Origin of the sequence: Streptomyces sp. NBC_00273, assembly GCF_036178145.1 — a bacterium.
Taxonomy (GTDB): Bacteria; Actinomycetota; Actinomycetes; order Streptomycetales; family Streptomycetaceae; genus Streptomyces.
The window spans coordinates 7,404,335-7,423,983 of the sequence record NZ_CP108067.1 but is presented as its reverse complement, the minus strand read 5'-3'; the positions used below and the strand labels follow the sequence as shown (position 1 = coordinate 7,423,983).

General features: G+C 71.9%; 19 protein-coding genes and 1 tRNA gene. 12 read left to right on the top strand and 8 right to left on the bottom strand.

The features are described from left to right. Window positions 1-97 precede the first annotated feature (97 nt). Window positions 98-331, bottom strand: a complete 234-nt coding sequence (gene chpH, locus OG386_RS33150) for a chaplin ChpH (protein ID WP_266598362.1) — start codon at window positions 329-331, stop codon at window positions 98-100. 129 nt (window positions 332-460) lie between these two features. Beyond that, the gene (locus tag OG386_RS33145; protein WP_266598360.1) at window positions 461-1,786 is read right to left on the bottom strand and encodes a M20/M25/M40 family metallo-hydrolase; all 1,326 of its coding nucleotides are present in this window, start codon (window positions 1,784-1,786) and stop codon (window positions 461-463) included. A gap of 165 nt (window positions 1,787-1,951) precedes the next feature. On the opposite strand from OG386_RS33145, the gene OG386_RS33140 reads away from it, so the two are divergent. Beyond that, window positions 1,952-2,039: transfer RNA gene (locus tag OG386_RS33140), tRNA-Leu, on the top strand. Between the two features lie 134 nt (window positions 2,040-2,173). On the opposite strand, the gene sigJ is transcribed toward OG386_RS33140, so the two are convergent. Then, a complete protein-coding gene (gene sigJ, locus OG386_RS33135) occupies window positions 2,174-3,124 on the bottom strand; it encodes an RNA polymerase sigma factor SigJ (protein ID WP_328791130.1) in 951 nt (316 codons plus the stop codon). 122 nt (window positions 3,125-3,246) lie between these two features. Here sigJ and OG386_RS33130 point away from each other — a divergent pair, with 122 nt between their 5' ends. Together OG386_RS33130 and OG386_RS33125 are read left to right on the top strand one after the other, a co-directional pair. Beyond that, entirely contained in the window at window positions 3,247-3,630 is a 384-nt protein-coding gene (locus OG386_RS33130; protein WP_328791129.1) for a hypothetical protein, read from the top strand. A 102-nt stretch (window positions 3,631-3,732) separates the two neighbouring features. Continuing rightward, entirely contained in the window at window positions 3,733-5,505 is a 1,773-nt protein-coding gene (locus tag OG386_RS33125) for a SpoIIE family protein phosphatase (RefSeq protein ID WP_328791128.1), read from the top strand. 74 nt (window positions 5,506-5,579) lie between these two features. Here OG386_RS33125 and OG386_RS33120 read toward each other — a convergent pair whose 3' ends face one another. From OG386_RS33120 to OG386_RS33110, 3 genes are all read right to left on the bottom strand, one after another. Then, on the bottom strand, window positions 5,580-7,019 hold the full coding sequence (locus OG386_RS33120) for an amino acid permease (protein ID WP_405790665.1): 1,440 nt from the start codon (window positions 7,017-7,019) through the stop codon (window positions 5,580-5,582). A gap of 220 nt (window positions 7,020-7,239) precedes the next feature. Continuing rightward, a complete protein-coding gene (locus OG386_RS33115; protein WP_328791126.1) occupies window positions 7,240-8,811 on the bottom strand; it encodes an APC family permease in 1,572 nt (523 codons plus the stop codon). Window positions 8,812-8,912: 101 nt separating this feature from the next. Next, the gene (locus OG386_RS33110) at window positions 8,913-9,860 is read right to left on the bottom strand and encodes a hypothetical protein (protein ID WP_328791125.1); all 948 of its coding nucleotides are present in this window, start codon (window positions 9,858-9,860) and stop codon (window positions 8,913-8,915) included. Between the two features lie 265 nt (window positions 9,861-10,125). Between OG386_RS33110 and OG386_RS33105 the strand changes: the two genes are divergently transcribed. Continuing rightward, on the top strand, window positions 10,126-10,551 hold the full coding sequence (locus OG386_RS33105) for an ASCH domain-containing protein (RefSeq protein WP_328791124.1): 426 nt from the start codon (window positions 10,126-10,128) through the stop codon (window positions 10,549-10,551). 68 nt (window positions 10,552-10,619) lie between these two features. Here the strand turns inward: OG386_RS33105 and OG386_RS33100 are convergent, their stop codons facing one another. Beyond that, on the bottom strand, window positions 10,620-12,275 hold the full coding sequence (locus OG386_RS33100; protein WP_328791123.1) for an FAD-binding dehydrogenase: 1,656 nt from the start codon (window positions 12,273-12,275) through the stop codon (window positions 10,620-10,622). A gap of 85 nt (window positions 12,276-12,360) precedes the next feature. Here OG386_RS33100 and OG386_RS33095 point away from each other — a divergent pair, with 85 nt between their 5' ends. From OG386_RS33095 to OG386_RS33060, 8 genes are all read left to right on the top strand, one after another. After that, window positions 12,361-12,882: an NUDIX hydrolase gene (locus OG386_RS33095; RefSeq protein WP_328791122.1), complete on the top strand. Its 522-nt coding sequence runs from the start codon at window positions 12,361-12,363 to the stop codon at window positions 12,880-12,882. Between the two features lie 9 nt (window positions 12,883-12,891). Beyond that, window positions 12,892-13,290 carry a YidH family protein gene (locus OG386_RS33090; RefSeq protein ID WP_030012404.1) on the top strand — a complete coding sequence of 133 codons (399 nt, stop codon included), beginning with the start codon at window positions 12,892-12,894 and terminating at the stop codon, window positions 13,288-13,290. Further along, a complete protein-coding gene (locus OG386_RS33085) occupies window positions 13,287-13,604 on the top strand; it encodes a DUF202 domain-containing protein (protein WP_327386266.1) in 318 nt (105 codons plus the stop codon). The genes OG386_RS33090 and OG386_RS33085 overlap by 4 nt, the downstream gene beginning before the upstream one ends. 86 nt (window positions 13,605-13,690) lie before the next feature. Beyond that, complete coding sequence (locus tag OG386_RS33080) at window positions 13,691-13,987, top strand: hypothetical protein (RefSeq protein WP_328791121.1); 297 nt, start codon at window positions 13,691-13,693, stop codon at window positions 13,985-13,987. Between the two features lie 166 nt (window positions 13,988-14,153). Continuing rightward, window positions 14,154-15,065 carry an MBL fold metallo-hydrolase gene (locus OG386_RS33075; protein WP_328791120.1) on the top strand — a complete coding sequence of 304 codons (912 nt, stop codon included), beginning with the start codon at window positions 14,154-14,156 and terminating at the stop codon, window positions 15,063-15,065. Window positions 15,066-15,237: 172 nt separating this feature from the next. Then, a complete protein-coding gene (locus OG386_RS33070) occupies window positions 15,238-16,287 on the top strand; it encodes a phosphotransferase family protein (protein WP_328791119.1) in 1,050 nt (349 codons plus the stop codon). An 11-nt stretch (window positions 16,288-16,298) separates the two neighbouring features. Further along, complete coding sequence (locus tag OG386_RS33065) at window positions 16,299-17,531, top strand: acyl-CoA dehydrogenase family protein (RefSeq protein WP_328791118.1); 1,233 nt, start codon at window positions 16,299-16,301, stop codon at window positions 17,529-17,531. Between the two features lie 189 nt (window positions 17,532-17,720). Further along, on the top strand, window positions 17,721-18,920 hold the full coding sequence (locus tag OG386_RS33060; RefSeq protein ID WP_328791117.1) for a S8 family peptidase: 1,200 nt from the start codon (window positions 17,721-17,723) through the stop codon (window positions 18,918-18,920). A gap of 103 nt (window positions 18,921-19,023) precedes the next feature. Here OG386_RS33060 and OG386_RS33055 read toward each other — a convergent pair whose 3' ends face one another. Continuing rightward, window positions 19,024-19,629 carry a TetR/AcrR family transcriptional regulator gene (locus OG386_RS33055; protein ID WP_328791116.1) on the bottom strand — a complete coding sequence of 202 codons (606 nt, stop codon included), beginning with the start codon at window positions 19,627-19,629 and terminating at the stop codon, window positions 19,024-19,026. Window positions 19,630-19,649: the final 20 nt, after the last annotated feature.

Here is a 19,649-nt window from a genome sequence, read left to right as displayed (position 1 = left end):
CCCCGCCTGGTACGCCGGAAGTGAAGGAGATCCGGGCCGGAAAGCCCGGTGGCCCCGGAGCGCGGGATGCGCTCCGGGGCCGAAGACTTCAGATGCGTCAGGCGTTGACGCAGGTGTTGCCGAAGGCCGGGTTCAGCAGGCCGATGACGGAGATCGTGTTGCCGCAGACGTTCACGGGGATGTGAACGGGAACCTGCACCACGTTGCCGGACAGGACACCGGGCGAACCGATGGCCGCACCCTGCGCACCCGCATCGGCGTGGGCCAGACCCGCACCCGCGAGAACCAGGCCACCGGTGGCAGCCACTGCGGCGACAACCTTCTTGATCATTGTTCCTCCTAGTAGGCAATGCGGTCCCAGCCGCGGACCGCACCACCTGTAACGAGGAGGGATCACCGGGGCTACGAGCGTATGAGTGCATTCACTCTTCTCAGTGGAATGCGCACACCTTCTCGAATCTCAGGCGTTGTCGATGAACCGGTCGAGCACCCGCACACCGAACTTCAGTCCGTCGACCGGCACCCGCTCGTCCACGCCGTGGAACATCCCGGCGAAGTCCAGCTCCGGCGGCAGCTGCAGCGGCGCGAAGCCGAAGCAGCGGATCCCGAGGTCGTCGAAGGACTTGGCGTCCGTACCGCCCGAGAGCATGTACGGGACCGCGCGCGCGATCGGGTCCTCGGCCTTCAGGGCGCCCTGCATGGCGTCCACCAGCCTGCCGTCGAAGTCCGTCTCCAGCGCCTTGTCGCCGTGCACGTCCTCCCGCTTCACGCGCGGGCCGAGGATCCGGTCCAGGTCGGCGAAGAACTCGTCCTCGTAGCCCGGCAGGAAGCGGCCGTCGACGTGCGCCGTCGCCTGGCCGGGGATGACGTTGACCTTGTAGCCGGCACCGAGCATCGTCGGGGCGGCCGAGTTGCGCAGCGTCGCGCCGACCATCTTGGCGATGCCGCCGAGCTTGGCGAGCGTCGCGTCCATGTTGTCCGGGTCCAGGGGGGTCCCGAGCGCGTCCGAGAGCTCGTCCAGGAAGCTGCGCACCGTCTTGGTCACGCGGACCGGCCACTGGTGGCGGCCGAGTCGGCCCACGGCCTCGCACAGCTCCGTGATGGCGTTGTCGCTGTTGGTCATGGAGCCGTGGCCCGCGGTGCCCTCCACCGTGAGCCGCATCCAGTGCATGCCCTTCTGGGCGGTCTCCACGAGGTAGAGCCGCAGGTTCTCGTTGACCGTGAACGAGAAGCCGCCGACCTCGCCGATCGCCTCGGTGACGCCCTCGAACAGGCCCGGGTGCTTGTCGACGAGGTGCCGGGCTCCGTAGATGCCGCCCGCCTCCTCGTCGGCGAGGAAGGCCAGCACGATGTCCCGCGGGGGCTTGCGCCCGCTGCGCATCCGGTCGCGCACGACGGCCAGCGTCATCGCGTCCATGTCCTTCATGTCGACGGCGCCGCGGCCCCACAGGCAGCCGTCGGCGATCTCGCCCGCGAAGGGGTCGTACGTCCAGTCGGCGGCGTTGGCCGGAACCACGTCGGTGTGCCCGTGGATCAGCAGCGCCGGCCGCGAGGGGTCCTCCCCCTCGATCCGCGCCACGGTCGAGGCGCGCCCCTTGTGCGATTCGAAGATCTGCGGCTCCAGCCCGACCTCGGCGAGCTTCTCGGCGACCCATTCCGCCGCCTTGCGCTCTCCGGGGCCCGAGTGGTCTCCGTAGTTGCTGGTGTCGATCCGGATGAGGTCCCTGCAGAGGTCGACCACCTCGTCCTCGCCGGAGACGGTCCTGCCCGTGCTCGACTCGCTCACGCTGCTTCCTCCCACTGATCAGTACCGAACCCCCATCCTCCCGCTCCGGGCCGCTCTCCCCAAGGGCGATCCTCGGTCGCCGGGGGGTGTGATCGAGGACCCCGGAATGTTTGGTAATGTTTTCCACGTCGGAACGGCCCGCGAGGGACGCGAGACAGACACCTTGTCCGGGTGGCGGAATGGCAGACGCGCTAGCTTGAGGTGCTAGTGCCCTTTATCGGGCGTGGGGGTTCAAGTCCCCCCTCGGACACCATGGTCGAACGACCTGGAAGAGCCGGTCAGAGCGATGTGAAGTCGCACTGACCGGCTCTTTCGTCGTCCCACGGCACGGGGCGCCCCGGTGGAGCCGGCAGTTCGCGTGGTGCCGGTCACCGGGGGCGCGCCGGGTCAGCCCCGGCCGTCCTCCAGCCAGGGGCGGAGCTTCTCCGGATTGCGGACCGCCCAGATGCGGGTGACGCGATCGCCGCTGAGCTCGAACGCCGCCACGGTCACGGTGACCCCGGTGTGCCGGGCGACCAGGCCGGGCCGGCCGTTGACCGAGCGTTCCAGGAGCTCCAGTCCGGGAGCCCTGTCGGCGATCTGGATCAGGTACTCGGCGATGCGCGCGCCGCCCTCGATCGGACGCAGGGCGGCACCGACCAGTCCGCCCCCGTCGGCGATCATCGCGGCGTCGGGTGCCAGCAGACCCACGAGGGCCTTGATGTCCCTGGCCTCCCACGCCTCCTTGAAGTTCCGCACCAGAGGGGCCTGTCCGGCCGTCGGGGCCGTCGGAACCTGCGCGGCGCCCACCCGTCGGCGGGCCGACGTCGCCAGTTGCCGGCAGGCCGCCGGCGTCCGGCCGACGATCCCGGCTATCTCGGCGAAGGGGTAGCGGAAGACGTCGTGGAGGACGAAGGCGACGCGTTCGGCCGGGGTCATCGACTCCAGTACGACGAGGAAGGCCATGTTGACCGACTCGTCCAGGGTGACCCGGTCCGCCGGATCGATCGGCCAGGCCCCGCCGCCCGCCGGCCCGCTGATCCACTCCGCGCGGTCGGGCAGCGGCTCCGGGACCCATTCGCCGACGTAGCGCTCGCGCCGCGCCCGCGCCGAGCCGAGCAGGTCCAGGCAGATGCGGCCGGCGACCGTGGTCAGCCAGGCGCCGGGCGACTCGACGGCCGCCTGCTTCTGCTTCGGCATCGCGTACCAGCGCGCGTACGTCTCCTGGACCGCGTCCTCGGCCTCGGCCAGCGAACCGAGCAGCCGGTAGGCGAGGTTGGTGAGGTGTCCCCGCTCCCCGACGATCACGTCCAGGGTCGGATCGGACCCGCCAACCCCGCGCGTGGACGACGTACTCATGCTCACGACCGCTCCCCCCGGCCCGCCGCTCGGTGCCTCGCCTCACATTTCGCGGGCCCACGTCGTCGGACTACCGAGACCATATCGATCTACGCCGTGAGGCAGAAGAGAGGACCGCCACCATGGCCACTCTGACGACGGAGAAGCCGCGCACCTTCACTTTCCTGCAGGTCACCGTCGGCCTGCAGACCCTGGCCCTCTTCTTCCAGGCGGTCACCGCCGGGGTGCTGCTGTCCTCGGCCCACGGCGAGCTGCTGCACGGCATCGGAGCGCGCGTGATGTACGGGGCGACGATGCTGTACGTGATCGCCGCGGTGCTGGCCTGGCGGCCGGGCGGCGGGTCGCCCCGGCCCGTCCTGTACTCGTCGGGCTTCCTCGTCCTCGCCTCGGTGCAGGTGGTCCTGGGCATCGCGCGCGTGCCGTCGGTCCATGTCCCCCTGGGTGTCCTGATGTTTGCCCTGAGCCTGCTCGCGCTGAGCCGCAGGCCGTCGGCCCGCCGGTCCTGATCAGTGCAACAGGGCAGGTCAGAGCGACGCAATACCGCCCTGACCTGCCCTGTTGCTATGTTGGGACCACATCGGAGGGGCAGACCGGCTGATGGAGGTCCCGTGACGTGGGCTGAGGGTGCCGGCCCTCGTCCGCTGTTCGGCCAGGACGCGGACGAGGTGGTCGCCGCCGCCCTGGCGGGTGATCCGTCCGACGTGGACCGGCTGGTGCGCGAGTACCGGCTGCTGCGGCAGGTCCTCGACGGGGCCCGGGCGGGGATCGCCCTGCTCGACACCGACCTGCGCTACCTGTACGTCAGCCCGCACATGGCCGTGATGAACGGCCTGCCCGCCGAGGCGCTGCTGGGGCGGACGCTGAACGAGGTGCTGCCGGACGTCGAGCGCCCTGACGAGGTGCTGCACGAGGTGCTGCGGGACGGGCGGCCCCGGGAGCTCGTCCTGGAGGGCCGTACCCTGGCCGATTCCCCGTACGAGTCGCGGGTGTGGCGGGGGACCTACCACCGGCTGGAGGAGGACGGGCGGGTGCTGGGGCTGGCGGGGATCGGCCTGGAGGTCAGCGCCCCCAGGGAGCGGCAGCGGGAGCTGTCGCGCACCAACCGGCGCCTGCTCATGCTGGACACCGCCGCGGTGCGGGTCGGCACCACCCTCGACGTGGACACCACCTGTCGTGAGCTGAGCGAGTTCCTGGTTCCCGGGCTGGCCGACGCCGCGAGCGTGGAGCTCATTCCGCGGGAGGGGCCGGGCGGGGAGCTGCCCGCCGACGGGGCCCTACGCCTGCGGCGGGTCGCGGTGGCCTCGGTACGGGAACTTTCGCCGCGGGTGCGGGTGCTCGGCGCGGCCGGGGAGCACGTGGACTACCAGCCGGGCTCCGCGGTCAGGCAGTGCCTGGAGAGCGGTGAGCCGTGGCTGGGCAACTTCTCCTCCGACGAGGCCTTCAGCCGGGCGGCGCCGAGCGCGGACCGGGTCACCGCGTACCGGGAGGCGGGCATCCACTCGGGTGTCGTGGTCCCCCTGATCGCCCAGGACCGGCCGATCGGCACCCTCACGCTGGTGCGTGCCGGGGCCTCGCCGGCCTTCGGGCTCGAGGACGTCGTCGTGGCCCGCACCCTGGCCGAGCGGGCGGCCGCCAGTCTCGCCAAGGCGGAGCGGTTCGCCCGGGAGCAGGGGATGGCCCTCGAACTGCAGCAGGCGCTGCTGTCCGAGCCCACCTTCCCGCACGACGATCTCGAAGTGGCCTCCCGCTACCTGCCCTCCGGCACGGGTGTCCTGGTGGGCGGGGACTGGTTCGACTGCCTGGCGCTGCCCGGCGGCCGGACCCTGCTGGTGATGGGCGACGTGATGGGCCACGGGGTCGAGGCGGCGGTCGCCATGAGCCACTACCGTTCCCTCATCCGTGCGCTGGCCGCGTCCGGGAACGCGCCGGCGGACATCCTGCGCGAAGCGGACCAGGTCGTTTTCGCGGGCGGTCTGGACCGGGTCGCCACCTGCCTGCTCGTCCTGGTCGACCGGGCCGCCGGGGCGTGCGTCCACGCGAGCGCCGGGCACCTGCCCGCCATGGTCATCGGCCGCGGGCAGGGCCCGTTCCTGGCACCGGTCCCGGTGGGCCCGCCGCTGGGCACCGGCTACGGCCGGTACGAGGACGCGTCCTTCGAACTCAAGCCGGGTTGTGTCCTGATGCTCTTCACGGACGGCCTGGTCGAACGCCGCGGCGAGGACATCGACGCCTCGCTGCAACGGCTCACCGGCATTCCGCTACCGGTGGACGGGGCCCTGAACGAGGTCATCGACACGGTGCTCGCGGCGCTGCGGGCCACCGACGCGGAGGACGACGTCACGGTCCTGGCCGCCCGCACCGCCGCACGGCGCGGACACTAGGCCGTCTCTTTGGTCGAAGTGGCGAAGCCCCCGCGCGGGACGGGTCCGGTGCGGGGGCTTCGACGATCGCGGGATCAGCGGCGGGTGGTGGCGAGTTCGGCCACGCGGCCGCGGACCAGGTACCAGCCGCCGACCAGGGCGGCGCCGATGACCGGGACGAAGAGGACCGTGGTGCGGCCGACGCCGCCGTCGCACCACATCAGCACCAGCACGGCGAGCAGGAACACCAGGGTGACGATCTGGGTGTACGGGGCCCAGGGCAGGCGGTACGAGGGGCGCTCCACGAGGCCCTGCTGGGCGCGGCGCCAGAAGAACAGCGAGCAGATCATGACCATCGCCCAGGTGCCGAGGATGCCCAGCGAGGCGAAGTTCAGGACGAGCTCGAAGGCGTCCTTCGGCATGAAGGCGTTCAGCCCGACGCCCGCGAGGCCGAAGGCGGCGGTGAACAGGACGCCGCCGTAGGGGACCTTGCCCTTGTTCATGACGCCGGTGAACTTGGGGGCGGAGCCGGACAGGGACATCGAGCGCAGGATGCGGCCGGTGGAGTAGAGGCCGGAGTTCAGGCTGGAGAGGGCGGCCGTCAGGACGACGAGGTTCATGATGCCCGCGGCGCCGGGGACGCCGAGCTTGTCGAAGACGGTGACGAAGGGGCTCTGGTCGGAGCTGTACGCGGTGTAGGGGAGCAGGAGGGCGAGGAGGACGACCGAGCCGACGTAGAAGAGGCCCACGCGCCACATGATCGAGTTGATCGCCTTCGGCATGATCTTCTCGGGGTTCTCAGTCTCGCCGGCGGCGACTCCGCAGAGCTCGACGGAGGCGTACGCGAAGACGACGCCCTGGATCACCAGGAGCATCGGGAGGACGCCGGAGGGGAAGAGCCCGCCGTTGTCCGTGATGTTGGCGAGGCCGGGGGTGGTGCCGCCGATGTCGTGGCTGGTGGCGACGAGCCAGATGCCGACGATCAGGAAGACGACGAGGGCGGCGACCTTGACGAGCGAGAACCAGAACTCCATCTCGCCGAAGTACTTCACCGAGATCAGGTTGGCGGTGAGCACGATGGCGAGGGCGATGAAGGCGAGGACCCACTGGGGGACGTCGGTGAACAGCGACCAGAAGTGGGCGTAGGTCGCGGCGGCCGTGATGTCGGCGACGGTGGTCGTGGACCAGTTCAGGAAGTACAGCCAGCCGGCCGTGTAAGCGCCCTTCTCCCCCATGAACTCACGGGCGTAGGAGACGAAGGCGCCGGAGGAGGGCCGGTAGAGGACGAGCTCGCCGAGCGCCCGGACGACGAAGAAGGCGAAGACTCCGCACACCGCGTAGGCGATCGCGAGGGAGGGGCCGGCGCCGGCGAGGCGGCCGCCCGCGCCGAGGAAGAGGCCGGTGCCTATGGCCCCGCCGATCGCGATCATGTTGATGTGGCGGGACTTGAGGTCCTTGCTGTAGCCCTCGTCGCCGGCGTCGACATGGCGGGTCGGCGCCGGGGCGGGTGCCTCGGTCAAGGTGCGGTCACTCAGGTCACTCATGTGGGACTTCGCCTTCGTGGATGGGACAAGGCAGGCCCGGGACGCCGCGCAGGGGGGCTGGGTGATGTCCCCTGTGCTGCGATCCGGGTGGTTTGGTCGCAACAGGAGACCATGAGGCTCCTCTCCCCTCCAAAAGCACCCCCTGCACGCCGAAGCCCCCGACGACCATGGAAACGGGTGTCGGGGGCTTCGTAGGGGCTGGAAAGCGAGGTCAGTCGCCCGGGGTGCCCTCCGCCGCCTGGTCGAGACGGAAGGCCTCGTTGCCCAGGCCGATGCGGGCGTGCACCTCGGGGCGGCTGCGGCGCAGCAGGGCTCCGTAGGCCAGGCCGATCACGACGGCGGCGCCGATGATGCCGGGCAGCACCCAGCTGAGCGCGGAGCCCTTCTCGGCGCCGACCAGGACGCCGAAGTCCTTGACGGTGTAGACGGCGATGGCCAGCAGGGCGAGGCCGGCGGCGCCGGCCGCGACGAGGCGCCAGACCTGGGCGCCGGCGGTGCCGCGGCGGACGAAGAAGGCGATGACGGCGAAGGAGGCGGCGGCCATGAGGAGGGTCACGCCGAGGGCGCCGACGCTGCCCATCCAGGTGAACAGGTGCAGTACGGGGGTGGTGGGGTCGGGCGGCTGCACCGCGACGGCGGGGTCGGCGGGGGCCTTGTCCTCGGTGAGCGCGAAGGCGATCACGACGAGGGCGGCGACGCCGGTCTGCAGCAGGGAGCCGGTGGCGGGGGCGCCGGTGCCGGCGTTGGTGCGGCCGAAGGTGGCCGGGAGCAGGCCCTCGCGGCCCATGGCGAAGGCGTAGCGGGCGACCACGTTGTGGAAGCTGAGCATGGCCGCGAACATTCCGGTCACGAAGAGGACGTGCAGGACGTCGGTGAAGGTGGTGCCGAGGCGGGCCTCGGTGAGCTGGAAGAGCAGGGTGGGGCCGGCCTCGGCGGAGGTCTTGACGACCTCGGAGGGGCCGGTGGCGACGGTGAGGGCCCAGGCGCTGACGGCGAAGAAGAGGGCGACGAAGCCGACGGCGAGGAACATCACGCGCGAGACGACGATGTGCGGCTTGCTGGTCTCCTCGGCGTAGACCGGGGACTGCTCGAAGCCGACGAAGGCGGCGATGCAGAAGCAGAGGGCGGTGCCGAAGCCGGCTCCGCCCAGGGTCTCGGGGTTGAAGGCGTGGAGCGAGAGGCCTTCGGCGGCCGGCTTGCTGAGGGCGGCGACGTCGAAGACGACGACCAGGACGCACTCGACGAGGAGGAGGACCCCGAGGACCTTCGCGTTGAGGTCGATCTTGAGCCAGCCGAGCGCGCCGGTGGCGGCGACGGCGAGCAGCGCCGGTATCCACCAGGAGAGTTCGATGTCCAGGTAGGTGGCGAAGAGGCTGGACATCTCGAAGCCGAGGATGCCGAAGACGCCGACCTGCATGGCGCTGTACGCGACGAGGGCGACGAGGGCGGCGCCCGCGCCGGCGGTGGGGCCGAGGCCGCGGGCGATGTACGCGTAGAAGGCGCCGGCGTTGTGGACGTGGCGGCTCATCTCGGCGTAGCCGACGCTGAAGAGGGCGAGGACGGCGCCGAGGATGACGAAGAGCAGGGGCTGGCCGACGATGCCCATGACCCCGAAGGTCGTGGGCATGACACCGGCGACGACCATCAGGGGCGCGCTGGCCGCGAGCACGGACAGGAGCAGCCCTGCGGTGCCGAGGCGGTCGGCGCGCAGGGCCCGGTCCTGGCCCTTGTACGTACGGATCTCGGCCGGGTCTTGGAGCGTGGAGGGTCTGCCCGTCGGCATGGCGGCGTCCTTTCGGGGGCGTGGTGCTCGGGGGATGGGCGTCTTTCTTGGGGGGCGCTCGCGGGCGTCGTCCGGCCGGTGGCGTCCGGCGGGCGGCGCGGTCAGGCCGTGCCGAGGGCGACGCCGCGGGCGGCGAGGAAGGCCTTGTGCGGGTCCCGGTCCGGATAGGACCAGGGGGCGCGGGTGGCATGGCTGCCGATGCGGTGGAAGAGTGCTGCGGCCTCGGCGGGGCGGCCCTCGCAGAGTTTGGCGTGGGCGAGGAAGTTGAGGTCGACGCGGTTGCGGGGGTGGTCCTCGCGCTCCCACTCCAGCCACCAGTCGAAGGCGGAGCGCAGGACCTGGCGGGCGCGGCGGCCCGCCCAGTGCGCGGCGGCCGACTCGGGCGAGTGGCCGTGCGTGGCGGCCAGCACCCGGTACCGCTCGGCGTGCGCGACGACCGGGAGCACGGCGAGCGGGGAGTCGGCCGGGGACTCCTCGGCGGCCCAGGACGCGAAGTCGTAGACCTCGTGGAGCGGGTCCTGGCCGGAGCCGAGGGTACGTTCGGCCAGTTTGGCGACCATCAGGTGATGGGCGTGGTGGTGCTCGCGGTGACGGGCCCGGACCTGGTCGAAGTGGCGGCTGAACTCCTCCTCGCTGCCGAAGGTGCGGGAGAGGAGGAGCAGCCCGAGCCAGGGCGTCGGGTCCGCCGGGTGCAGGGCGGCGGCCCGGCGGCAGGCCTCCTCGGCCGCGGCCGGGGTGCCCTTCTGGCGCAGGGCGGTGAAGACGGCGGCGCAGGCGAGCAGGGTGGCGGCGTCGGCGCTCTCCGGTTCGGCGAGCAGCCACTCGCGGGCCCAGGCGGCGGCCGCCGGGGTCTGCGCGAGGACGGTGACTCGGTGGCCGCGGCGGTCCCAGTCGTCGCCGGTGCCGACGAGGAGGGCACGGGCCCGGGCCCACCGCCCCTGGGTGAACTGGGTCCGGACGTCTACGAGTTCGGCGTCGCACAGGGCCGGGTCGAAGAGCTGGGCGTCCCGCTTGCGGGCGCGGCCGAGGGGCGGCGGAGGCGGGGACATCCGCGGGTTTCCCTCCAGGGCGCGGGTGGACGAGGGGTGCGGCGGCCGGACTGCCCGCGCGGGGCGCGCGCGAGGGGTTCGGCCGGGCCGGTCGGGGATCGCGACGGTGAGCGCGTCGGTGATCACGCACAGCAAAGCGGTATGCCCAGCTCCGCGTCAAGGTCCAGTCCACTGGGTGGCGGGTTTCAACTGCTTTGAGGATGGTGCGAGTTGAGACGGACTGGCCGGATCTGTGGGTGTCCGCGCCATCTCGTAGGGTGGCCGCATGACCACCTACGATGATCTTCCCCCGTACCTGCTGGGGTTCCCCGGTCCGCTGCGCGACCAACTGGTCGCGGCCGTACTGAGCGGGGCGAAGACCAGCACCACCGGTCTGCTCGCGGAGTACGAGGCCGAGGACGAGCCACTGCCGCGGCCCGGCGCCCGGTCCCTACTGGTGGATTCCGCGGAGCGCGGGGTGGCGGTGGTGGAGGTGACCGCCGTGGAGGTGCTGCGGCTCGGGGACATCGGGCTCCAGCACGCGCTCGACGAGGGCGAGGGGTACACGTCGGTGGCCGAATGGCGCACGGCTCACGAGGAGTTCTGGCACAGCGAGCCGGTGCGCGGAGCGATCGGCGACCCGGGGTTCACGGTCGACGACGACACCTTCGTCATCGCGGAGCGGTTCCGGGTCACCGAACGGCTGGTCTGACGGGTTTGACGGTCAGGCCGGTCGGACCCGACAGGCGGCGGCCGTCGCACCCCGAGGGCGGGGAGTCGTCAGCCGACGGCCCGGGCCGCGGCGCGGCCCGCCGCCCGGCCCGAGAAGATGCACCCGCCGAGGAACGTGCCCTCCAGGGCCCGGTACCCGTGCACCCCGCCACCGCCGAATCCGGCCGCCTCGCCCGCCGCGTAGACGCCCGGCAGCGGTTCGCCGGACGCGGTCAGGACGCGCGAGGAGAGGTCGGTCTCCAGGCCTCCCAGGGACTTGCGGGTCAGGATCGACAGCCGTACCGCGATCAGCGGCCCGGCCTTGGGGTCCAGGATCCGGTGCGGAGCGGCCGTGCGGATCAGCTTGTCGCCGAGGTACCTGCGGGCGCCGTGGATGGCGGTGACCTGGAGGTCCTTGGTGAAGGGGTTGGCGATCTCCCGGTCGCGGGCCACGATCTCGCCCCGGACGGTGGCCTCGTCGAGGAGGTCCTCCTTGGTGACCGCGTTCATCCCGCGGACCAGGGCGGACAGGTCCCGCTCGACGACGAAGTCGGCGCCGTTGTCCATGAAGGCCCGGACCGGGGCGGGTACGGCCTGGCGCGCGCGGGTGATGACGTCGCGCACCGACTTGCCGGTCAGGTCCGGGTTCTGCTCGGAGCCGGAGAGGGCGAACTCCTTGCCGATGATGCGCTCGTTGAGCACGAACCAGGTGTGGTCGTGGCCGGTCTTCATGATGTGGTCGAGGGTGCCGAGGGTGTCGAAGCCGGGGAAGAGCGGCACGGGCAGCCGCTTGCCGGTCGCGTCCAGCCACAGCGGGGAGGGGCCGGGCAGGATGCGGATGCCGTGCCGGGCCCAGATCGGGTCCCAGTTCTGGATTCCCTCGGTGTAGTGCCACATCCGGTCCTTGTTGATGTGGCTGGCGCCCGCCCGCTCCGCGATGCCGAGCATCAGACCGTCGACGTGCGCCGGGACCCCGGAGAGCATCCGCTGCGGCGGGGTGCCGAGCCGGGCGGGCCACTGTGCGCGGACGAGGTCGTGGTTGCCGCCGATGCCGCCGCTCGTGACGATCACGGCCTGGGCCCGCAGGGTGAAGGTGCCGGTGACCTCGCGGCTGCTGGCGCCGCCGCGCACGGCGTCGGAGGGTTCCAGGACCTCGCCCGTCACGGTGTCCACCGCGCCGGCCGTGGCGGAGAGCCCGGTGACCCGGTGGCGGAACGCGAACCGGACCAGGCCGCGGGCCACGCCCGCCCGCACCCTGCGCTCGAAGGGCTCCACCAGGCCGGGGCCGGTTCCCCAGGTGATGTGGAAGCGGGGGACCGAGTTCCCGTGGCCGTTCGCGTCGTAGCCGCCGCGCTCCGCCCAGCCGACCACCGGGAAGAAGCGGACGCCCCGGGCGTGCAGCCAGGAGCGCTTCTCGCCGGCCGCGAAGTCGACGTAGGCCTCGGCCCAGCGGCGCGGCCAGGCGTCCTCCTCGCGGTCGAACCCGGCGGTGCCCAGCCAGTCCTGGAGGGCCAGGGCGTGACTGTCCTTGATCCGCATCCGACGCTGTTCGGGCGAGTCCACGAAGAACAGCCCCCCGAAGGACCAGTGCGCCTGGCCGCCGATGGACCGCTCCGGCTCCTGGTCGAGCAGGATGACCTTGCGGCCCGCGTCGACGAGCTCGGCGGTGGCCACGAGCCCCGCGAGTCCGGCTCCGATCACGATCACGTCTGCGTCGTACGTCATGCGGTTACCCGTCCTCCGTCGGTGGTGGGGCAGATCCTTGGCTACGGAGCGGTAACCAGTCAACAGCGGTGATTGGATGACCCGTATGAGTGCCGCAGACGAAGTGCTGGACGTGGTGGACCGGGACGACCGGGTCGTCGGACGGGCCCCGCGGGGCGAGGTGTACGCCCGGGGGCTGCTCCACCGTTGCGTGTTCGTGCAGGCCAGGGACGCGGCGGGGCGGATCTTCGTACACCGGCGGACCGCCTCGAAACTGGTCTTCCCCGCGCACTACGACATGTTCGTGGGCGGGGTGCTGGGCGCGGGCGAGAGCTACGCGCAGGCCGCGCTGCGCGAGGCCGAGGAGGAGCTGGGGGTGCGGGGGCTGCCGCAGCCGACGCCGCTGTTCAAGTTCCTGTACAAGGGCCCGGGCGGGGCCTGGTGGTCGTACGTGCACGAGGTGCGGTGCGAGCTGCCCGTGGACCCGCAGGTCTCGGAGGTCGACTGGCACGCCTACCTCACCCAGGAGGAACTGGACCGGCGGGTGGACGGCGGGGAGTGGGCCTGGGTGCCGGACGGGCTGGAGGCGTACCGGCGGCTGCGCGCACATCCGGAATCCCGCTTGTAGATTGATCGGGTGATCGACTTCGTCAAGGACGTGCGCCTCTGGTTCGCACCCTCGCGGCTGAGGGACGAGGGCGAGACCCCGGACTACCGCTTCTCGCTGGCCAACGAACGGACCTTCCTCGCCTGGATCCGGACCTCGCTGGCTCTGGTGGGCGGCGGTTTCGCCGTCGACCAGTTCCTGCCGGACCTGCGCTGGGGGGTGCGGGTCGGGATGGCCTTCACGCTGCTCGCGGTGGGCGCGGCCTGTGCGCTGCGGGCGGTGAACCACTGGGTTCGGTGCGAGCGGGCGATGCGGCGGGGCGAGGACCTGCCGCTGTCGCGCTTCCCGGTGCTGCTGAGCCTGGGCGTGGGACTGGTGGCGGTGACGATGGTGGTGGTCGTACTGCTGGGCTGGACGACGGGCCGGTGAGCACGTCGGGCACGGACCGCGATGCCGGGCTGCAGCCCGAGCGGACCCGGCTCGCGTGGCGGCGTACGACGCTGGCCTCCTCGGTGGTGGCGGTGCTGGCGCTGCGGCAGGCGCTGCGCGGGACGGGCGCGCCGGTGGAGCTGGCCGGGGTGGCGGCCATCGCGCTGATCTGGCTGGCGTTCCTGTGGGTGGCGCACCGGCGGATCCGGGCGCTGGCGACCGACCGGCCGCGGGACCTCGCGCCGCGGGCGGCCCTGGCGGTGGTGGCGTGCACGGTGGCGTTGGCGGCATTCGCGATCACGGTGATCTTCTGAGCCACCGGCCGGTGTGATGATCGCGTTTCACCACGCCACTGCGACAGAACGGGCGATACCCGGCAATCCGCACTAACCTCGGCGCCATGACGACCCTGCACCACGAACACCCCACGCACCAGCACACGCACGGCGCGGACTGCGGGCACCAGGCGGTCTCGCACGGCGACCACGTCGACTACGCGCACGACGGCCACCTGCACCGGGAGCACTCGGGGCACTGGGACGAGTGCGAGCCCGGCGGGCACACCACGCACGAAGGCCACGCGCACGCGCACGGCGCGGACTGCGGGCACGAGACGGTTCGGCACGGCGATCACGTGGACTACGTGCACGACGGGCACCGGCACGCGGAGCACGACGGACACTACGACGACCACTGACCGGTACCACTGACCGGCACCAGTGACCGGCACCAGCGACCGGCACCAGCGACAGATCCGGCCGACCGGACTCCCGGTCGGCCGGGAGCGGTACCCGCCCTACCCCGGCGCGGCAACGGCTGGCAGGATGCCGACCGTTCGTGGAAGCGACCCGGGGAGAGCGCAGATGTCCGTCGAAGAGCCGTACCTCGTCCAGCCCGCGCCGGGGGTGTACGCCTACGTCCAGCCGGACGGCGGCTGGTGCCTCAACAACGCCGGATTCGTGACCGACGGGGGCCGGACCCTGCTCGTGGACACCGCCGCCACCGAGCGGCGGGCCCTGGCCCTGCGCGCCGCGGTCGTGGCGGCCGGGGCGCCGCTCCCCCGCACCGTGGTCAACACCCACCACCACGGCGACCACACCTACGGCAACGGCGTCTTCGCCCCCGAGGCGCTCGTCCTCGGGCACGACAACGCACGGTCCGAGCAGCTCGCGGCCGGGCACCAGCTGGAGCTGATCTGGCCCGCCACGGACTTCGGCGCGATCGACATCGTGCCGCCCGATCTCACCTACAGCGACCGGGCGACCCTGCACGTCGGCGCGACGGAGGTGCAGGTCATCCACCCGGGCGTCGCGCACACCACCGGGGACTCGGTCGTGTGGCTGCCCGGCCAGCGGGTGGTCTTCACCGGCGACCTGGTCTTCGCCGGGGGGACGCCGTTCCTCGCGATGGGCTCGCTCGCCGGCTCGCTGCGGGCGCTGGAGCTGCTGCGTTCACTGGACGCGGAGACCGTCGTACCGGGCCACGGACCCCTGACCGACCCCTCGGCCTACGACTCCACCGAGCGCTACCTGCGGTACGTGGCCGAACTCGCCCGGGAGGGGCGGACGAAGGGGCTGTCCCCGCTGGAGGTGGCCCAGCAGGCCGATCTCGGCGAGTTCGGCTCCTGGCGGGAGAGCGAGCGGCTGGTGGCGAACGTGCACCGGGCGTACGCGGAACTGGCCGGCCGACCGGAGGGCGCACCGCTGGACATCCTGGCGGTCCTGACGGACATGACCGTGATGAACGGCGGAACACCGATCCTCTGCCACGCCTGACCGCACCCGGCGCCACCGGATGCGGCCGGATGTCGCCGGATGTCGCCGGGCGGAGGGTTTTCTCTCCGCCCGGCCTCTGGACGACATACCGACTGGTCGGCATGATGGCTCGCGGCGGTGCTCCGACGCACCGCCGCCCTTCCCCTCGTCGACACGCACGGAGGTGCGCCCCATGACCTCAGCCCCGGCCGACCCGCGCGGCCTGGATCTGGAACGGCTGCGCGGTCATCTCGACCGGGTACGGCCCGAAATGGTGGCCGGGGCGCTGCGCGGCCGGCTCATCGAGGGCGGCCGGTCGAACCTCACGTACGAGATCACCGACGGGACCGCCCGCTGGGTGGTCCGCCGGCCGCCGCTGGGCCACGTACTGGCCACCGCGCACGACATGCGGCGCGAGCACCGGGTCATCGAGGCGCTGCACGGCACGGCGGTGCCGGTGCCCGAGCCGTTGCTCCTGTGCGAGGACGAGGCCGTGCTCGGGGCGCCGTTCTACGTCATGGAGTTCGTGGACGGGGTGCCGTACCGGACGGCCGAGCAGCTCGCCGCGATCGGACCGGAGCGGACCCGGCGGGCGGTACTGGGCCTGGTGGACACCCTGGTCGACCTCCACGCGGTGGATCCGGAGGCGGTGGGCCTGGGCGACTTCGGCCGGCCCGAGGGCTTCCTGGACCGGCAGCTGCGCCGCTGGGGCAAGCAGCTCGCGGCTTCCCGGGGCCGGGAACTCGCCGGGATCGACGAGCTGCACGGCGCGCTCGGCCGGACGCTGCCCGACTCCCCCGCCCCGACCGTGGTGCACGGGGACTTCCGGCTGGACAACGTCCTGATCGGCGGGTCCCCGTCCGGCACCGACACCGTCCGGGCGGTGCTGGACTGGGAGATGTCCACGCTCGGGGATCCGCTGACCGACCTCGGGCTGCTGGTGATGTACAGCTCGGACCTGGGCCTGACCGGATCGCCGGTCAGCACGACGAGCGGGGCGCCGGGCCATCCGACGCCGGCCGAGCTCGTCGAGCGGTACGCCGCCCGCTCGGGCCGGGACACCGGGGCGATCGCCTGGTACACGGCCTTCGCCTGGTTCAAGCTCGCCGTGATCCTCGAGGGCATCCACTACCGCTACACGCTGGGACAGACCGTCGGGGCGGGCTTCGACCGGATCGGCGAGCTGGTCCCGGTCTTCATCGAGCACGGACTGACCACGCTCCAGAACCGCCAGGAAGGCTGAGGCACCCACCCATGGATTTCGCATTCGACGCCCGGACCGAGGAACTCCGCGAGCGGCTGCTCGCGTTCATGGAGGAGTACGTCTACCCGGCGGAGCCCGTCGCCGCCGAGCAGCGCGCACGGCTGGCCTCGCCCTGGGACACCCCGGCCGTCTTCGGTGAACTGAAGGCCGAGGCGCGCCGCCAGGGCCTGTGGAACCTCTTCCTCCCCAGTGCCGAGCACGGCGCGGGGCTGACCAACCTCCAGTACGCCCCGCTCGCCGAGATCACCGGCCGCAGCCCGCACCTGGCGCCGACGGCCACCAACTGCGCGGCCCCGGACACCGGGAACATGGAGCTGCTCGCCCAGTTCGGGAACGAGGAGCAGAAGAAGCGGTGGCTGGAGCCCCTGCTGGCCGGGGAGATCCGCTCCGCCTTCGCGATGACCGAGCCCGAGGTGGCCTCCTCGGACGCGACGAACATCGAGACCCGCATCGAGCGCTCGGCGGACGGTGCCGAGTACGTGGTCACCGGCCGCAAGTGGTTCATCTCCGGGGCGATGAACCCGCACTGCGAGATCTTCATCGTGATGGGCAAGACCGACCCGGACGGCGCCGATCCGCGCCGCCAGCAGTCGATGGTCCTGGTGCCCCGCGACACCCCGGGGGTCGAGGTGCGCCGGGCCATGACGGTGTACGGGTACGAGGACCACGACCACGGCGGCCACGCCGAGGTGGTCTTCGACGGGGCCCGGGTCCCGGCGGCGAACCTGATCGGCGAGGAGGGGTCCGGCTTCGCCATCGCCCAGGCCCGGCTCGGTCCGGGCCGCATCCACCACTGCATGCGGCTGATCGGGATGGCGGAGCGGGCCATCGAGCTGATGTGCCGGCGCGCGGTGGAACGTACCGCCTTCGGCAAGCCGCTGGCCGCCCAGGGCGTCGTGCAGAACTGGATCGCCGACGCCCGGGTGACGGTGGAACAGTTGCGGCTGCTGGTGCTGAAGACGGCCTGGCTGATGGACACGGTCGGCAACCGGGGCGCGCACACCGAGATCCAAGCCATCAAGATCGCGACCCCGCGGGCCGTGGTGCGGATCCTGGACGACGCGGTGCAGCTGCACGGCGCGGGCGGGGTGAGCCAGGACTTCCCGCTGGCCGAACTGTGGGCGGCGGCGCGGACCCTGCGGCTGGCCGACGGGCCGGACGAAGTGCACCAGCGGTCTTTGGCGCGACGGGAGTTGAAGCGGTACGCGGCCGGCCGCTCGTGAACGTGTGGGAATCGTGCGGGAGTTCACGTGAACCTGTGTACGAGGTGAAGGCGGTGCGGGGGACCCTTTAAGAAACCTTGTTGAACAACCCCATAACCCCAAGGCGTTCTTGATTTGCGCCTGTCAATCGGAACAGGGTTCTCCAGAAGGTCTGACGCCCCCAACGTCAACATGAGGAGAACCCTCCAGATGGCAACTCACAAGCGCTCGCGCGGTTTCCGGTACGCGGCAGTCGGTACCGGAGCGGCCACGGCGGCCGCCGTGGCCCTGCTCGCCACCCCCCTCGCGGGAGCGGCAACCCCGGCCGAGGGCACGGTGTACGGCCTCGGCGCGCCCGGCGCGATCAGCGGAAGTTACGTCGTCATACTCGACGCATCCGCGAACAAGGAACAGCTCGCCCGCAAGTACGGCGGCGAGCTGAAGCGCTCCTACGGCTCCGGGGTCAACGGTTTCTCGGCCTCGGACCTCAGCGAGACCGAGGCGAAGCGGCTCGCCGCGGACCCGGCCGTCAGCAAGGTCGTGCAGAACAAGAAGTTCACCATCAACGCCACCCAGACCAACCCGCCGTCATGGGGTCTGGACCGGATCGACCAGACCGCACAGGCGGGCGACAAGAAGTACACGTACCCCGACGGCGGCGGCGAGGGCGTGACGGCGTACGTCATCGACACCGGCGTGCGCACCACCCACAAGGACTTCGGCGGCCGCGCGTCGTCCGGGTTCGACGCGGTGGACAACGACGACAGCGCCGACGACGGCAACGGCCACGGCACGCACGTGGCCGGCACCATCGCGGGGACCTCGCACGGCGTCGCCAAGAAGGCGAAGGTGGTCGCGGTGCGGGTGCTGGACGACAACGGCTCCGGCACCACCGAGCAGGTGGTCGCCGGAATCGACTGGGTCACCAAGAACCACTCGGGGCCCTCGGTGGCCAACATGAGCCTGGGCGGCGGCGCCGACGAGGCCCTCGACGAGGCGGTGCGCCGGGCCGTCGCCTCGGGCGTCACCTTCACCGTGGCGGCGGGCAACGAGTCGGCCGACGCCGGCCAGGGCTCGCCGTCCCGGGTGAAGGAGGCGATCACGGTGGCGTCGAGCACGATCGACGACGAGCAGTCCTCGTTCTCGAACTTCGGCTCCGTGGTGGACCTGTACGCGCCGGGTTCGGACATCACGTCCACCTGGAACGACAGCGACACGGGGACGAAGACCATCTCCGGCACGTCCATGGCGGCCCCGCACGCGGCCGGCGCCGCGGCGGTCTACCTGGCGGGGCACCCGTCCGCGACCCCGGCGCAGGCGGCCGCGGCGCTGACGGGGGCGGCCACGTCCGGAGCGGTCACCAACCCGTCGTCGGGCACGGCGAACAAGCTCCTGAAGGTGGCCCCGTAGTCAGCGGCCCCTAGCCGGCGGCCCGTAGTCCCCGACCCGTAGCCCATCGGGCGCCGGAGGGGCTGCGGGCCCTCGGCTTCGCGCTGCGGCTACGGGCTACGGGCTACGGACGCAGCGCGCGCAGCAGCAGGTCGGCGAGGTGATCGGCGACCTGCTGCGGCGTGAGCGGGCCGTCCGCCCGGTACCAGGTGGACAGGTGGTGGACGGACCCGAAGTGGTAGTCCACCACCAGGTCGGCGGGGGTGGCGCTGGAGAACACGCCCGTACGCTGACCCTCCTCGATCAGCGCCCGGAAGCGCTCGTGGTAGCGCCGCCGCTCCGTCCTCACCTGCTTGGACTTCTCCGGGCTGAGCTGGTGCATCGACCGGAAGAAGATCATCGCGTCGTCGAGGTTCTCGATGGTCGTGACGACCACGTCGGCGGCCGCGGTGCGCAGCCGCTCCTCGACGGGCGCGTCGGAATCGGCCACCGCGTCCAGGCGCTGCTGCTGGAGCCGCAGCATCCGCGCGTACACCTCGTGCAGCAGGTCGTCCTTGGACCCGAAGTAGTGGTAGAGCGCGCCCTTGGTGACTCCGGCCGCCTCGACGATCTCCTGGACCGAGGTGCGGTCGTAGCCGCGCTCGGCGAACAGCCGGGTGGCGACGGCCAGCAGCCGCTGCGGTACCGGGGCCTCGTGCGTGCCTGCGGGTTCCGTGGTCCGTGCCGCCATGGCGCTGACCTTCCCTTCCT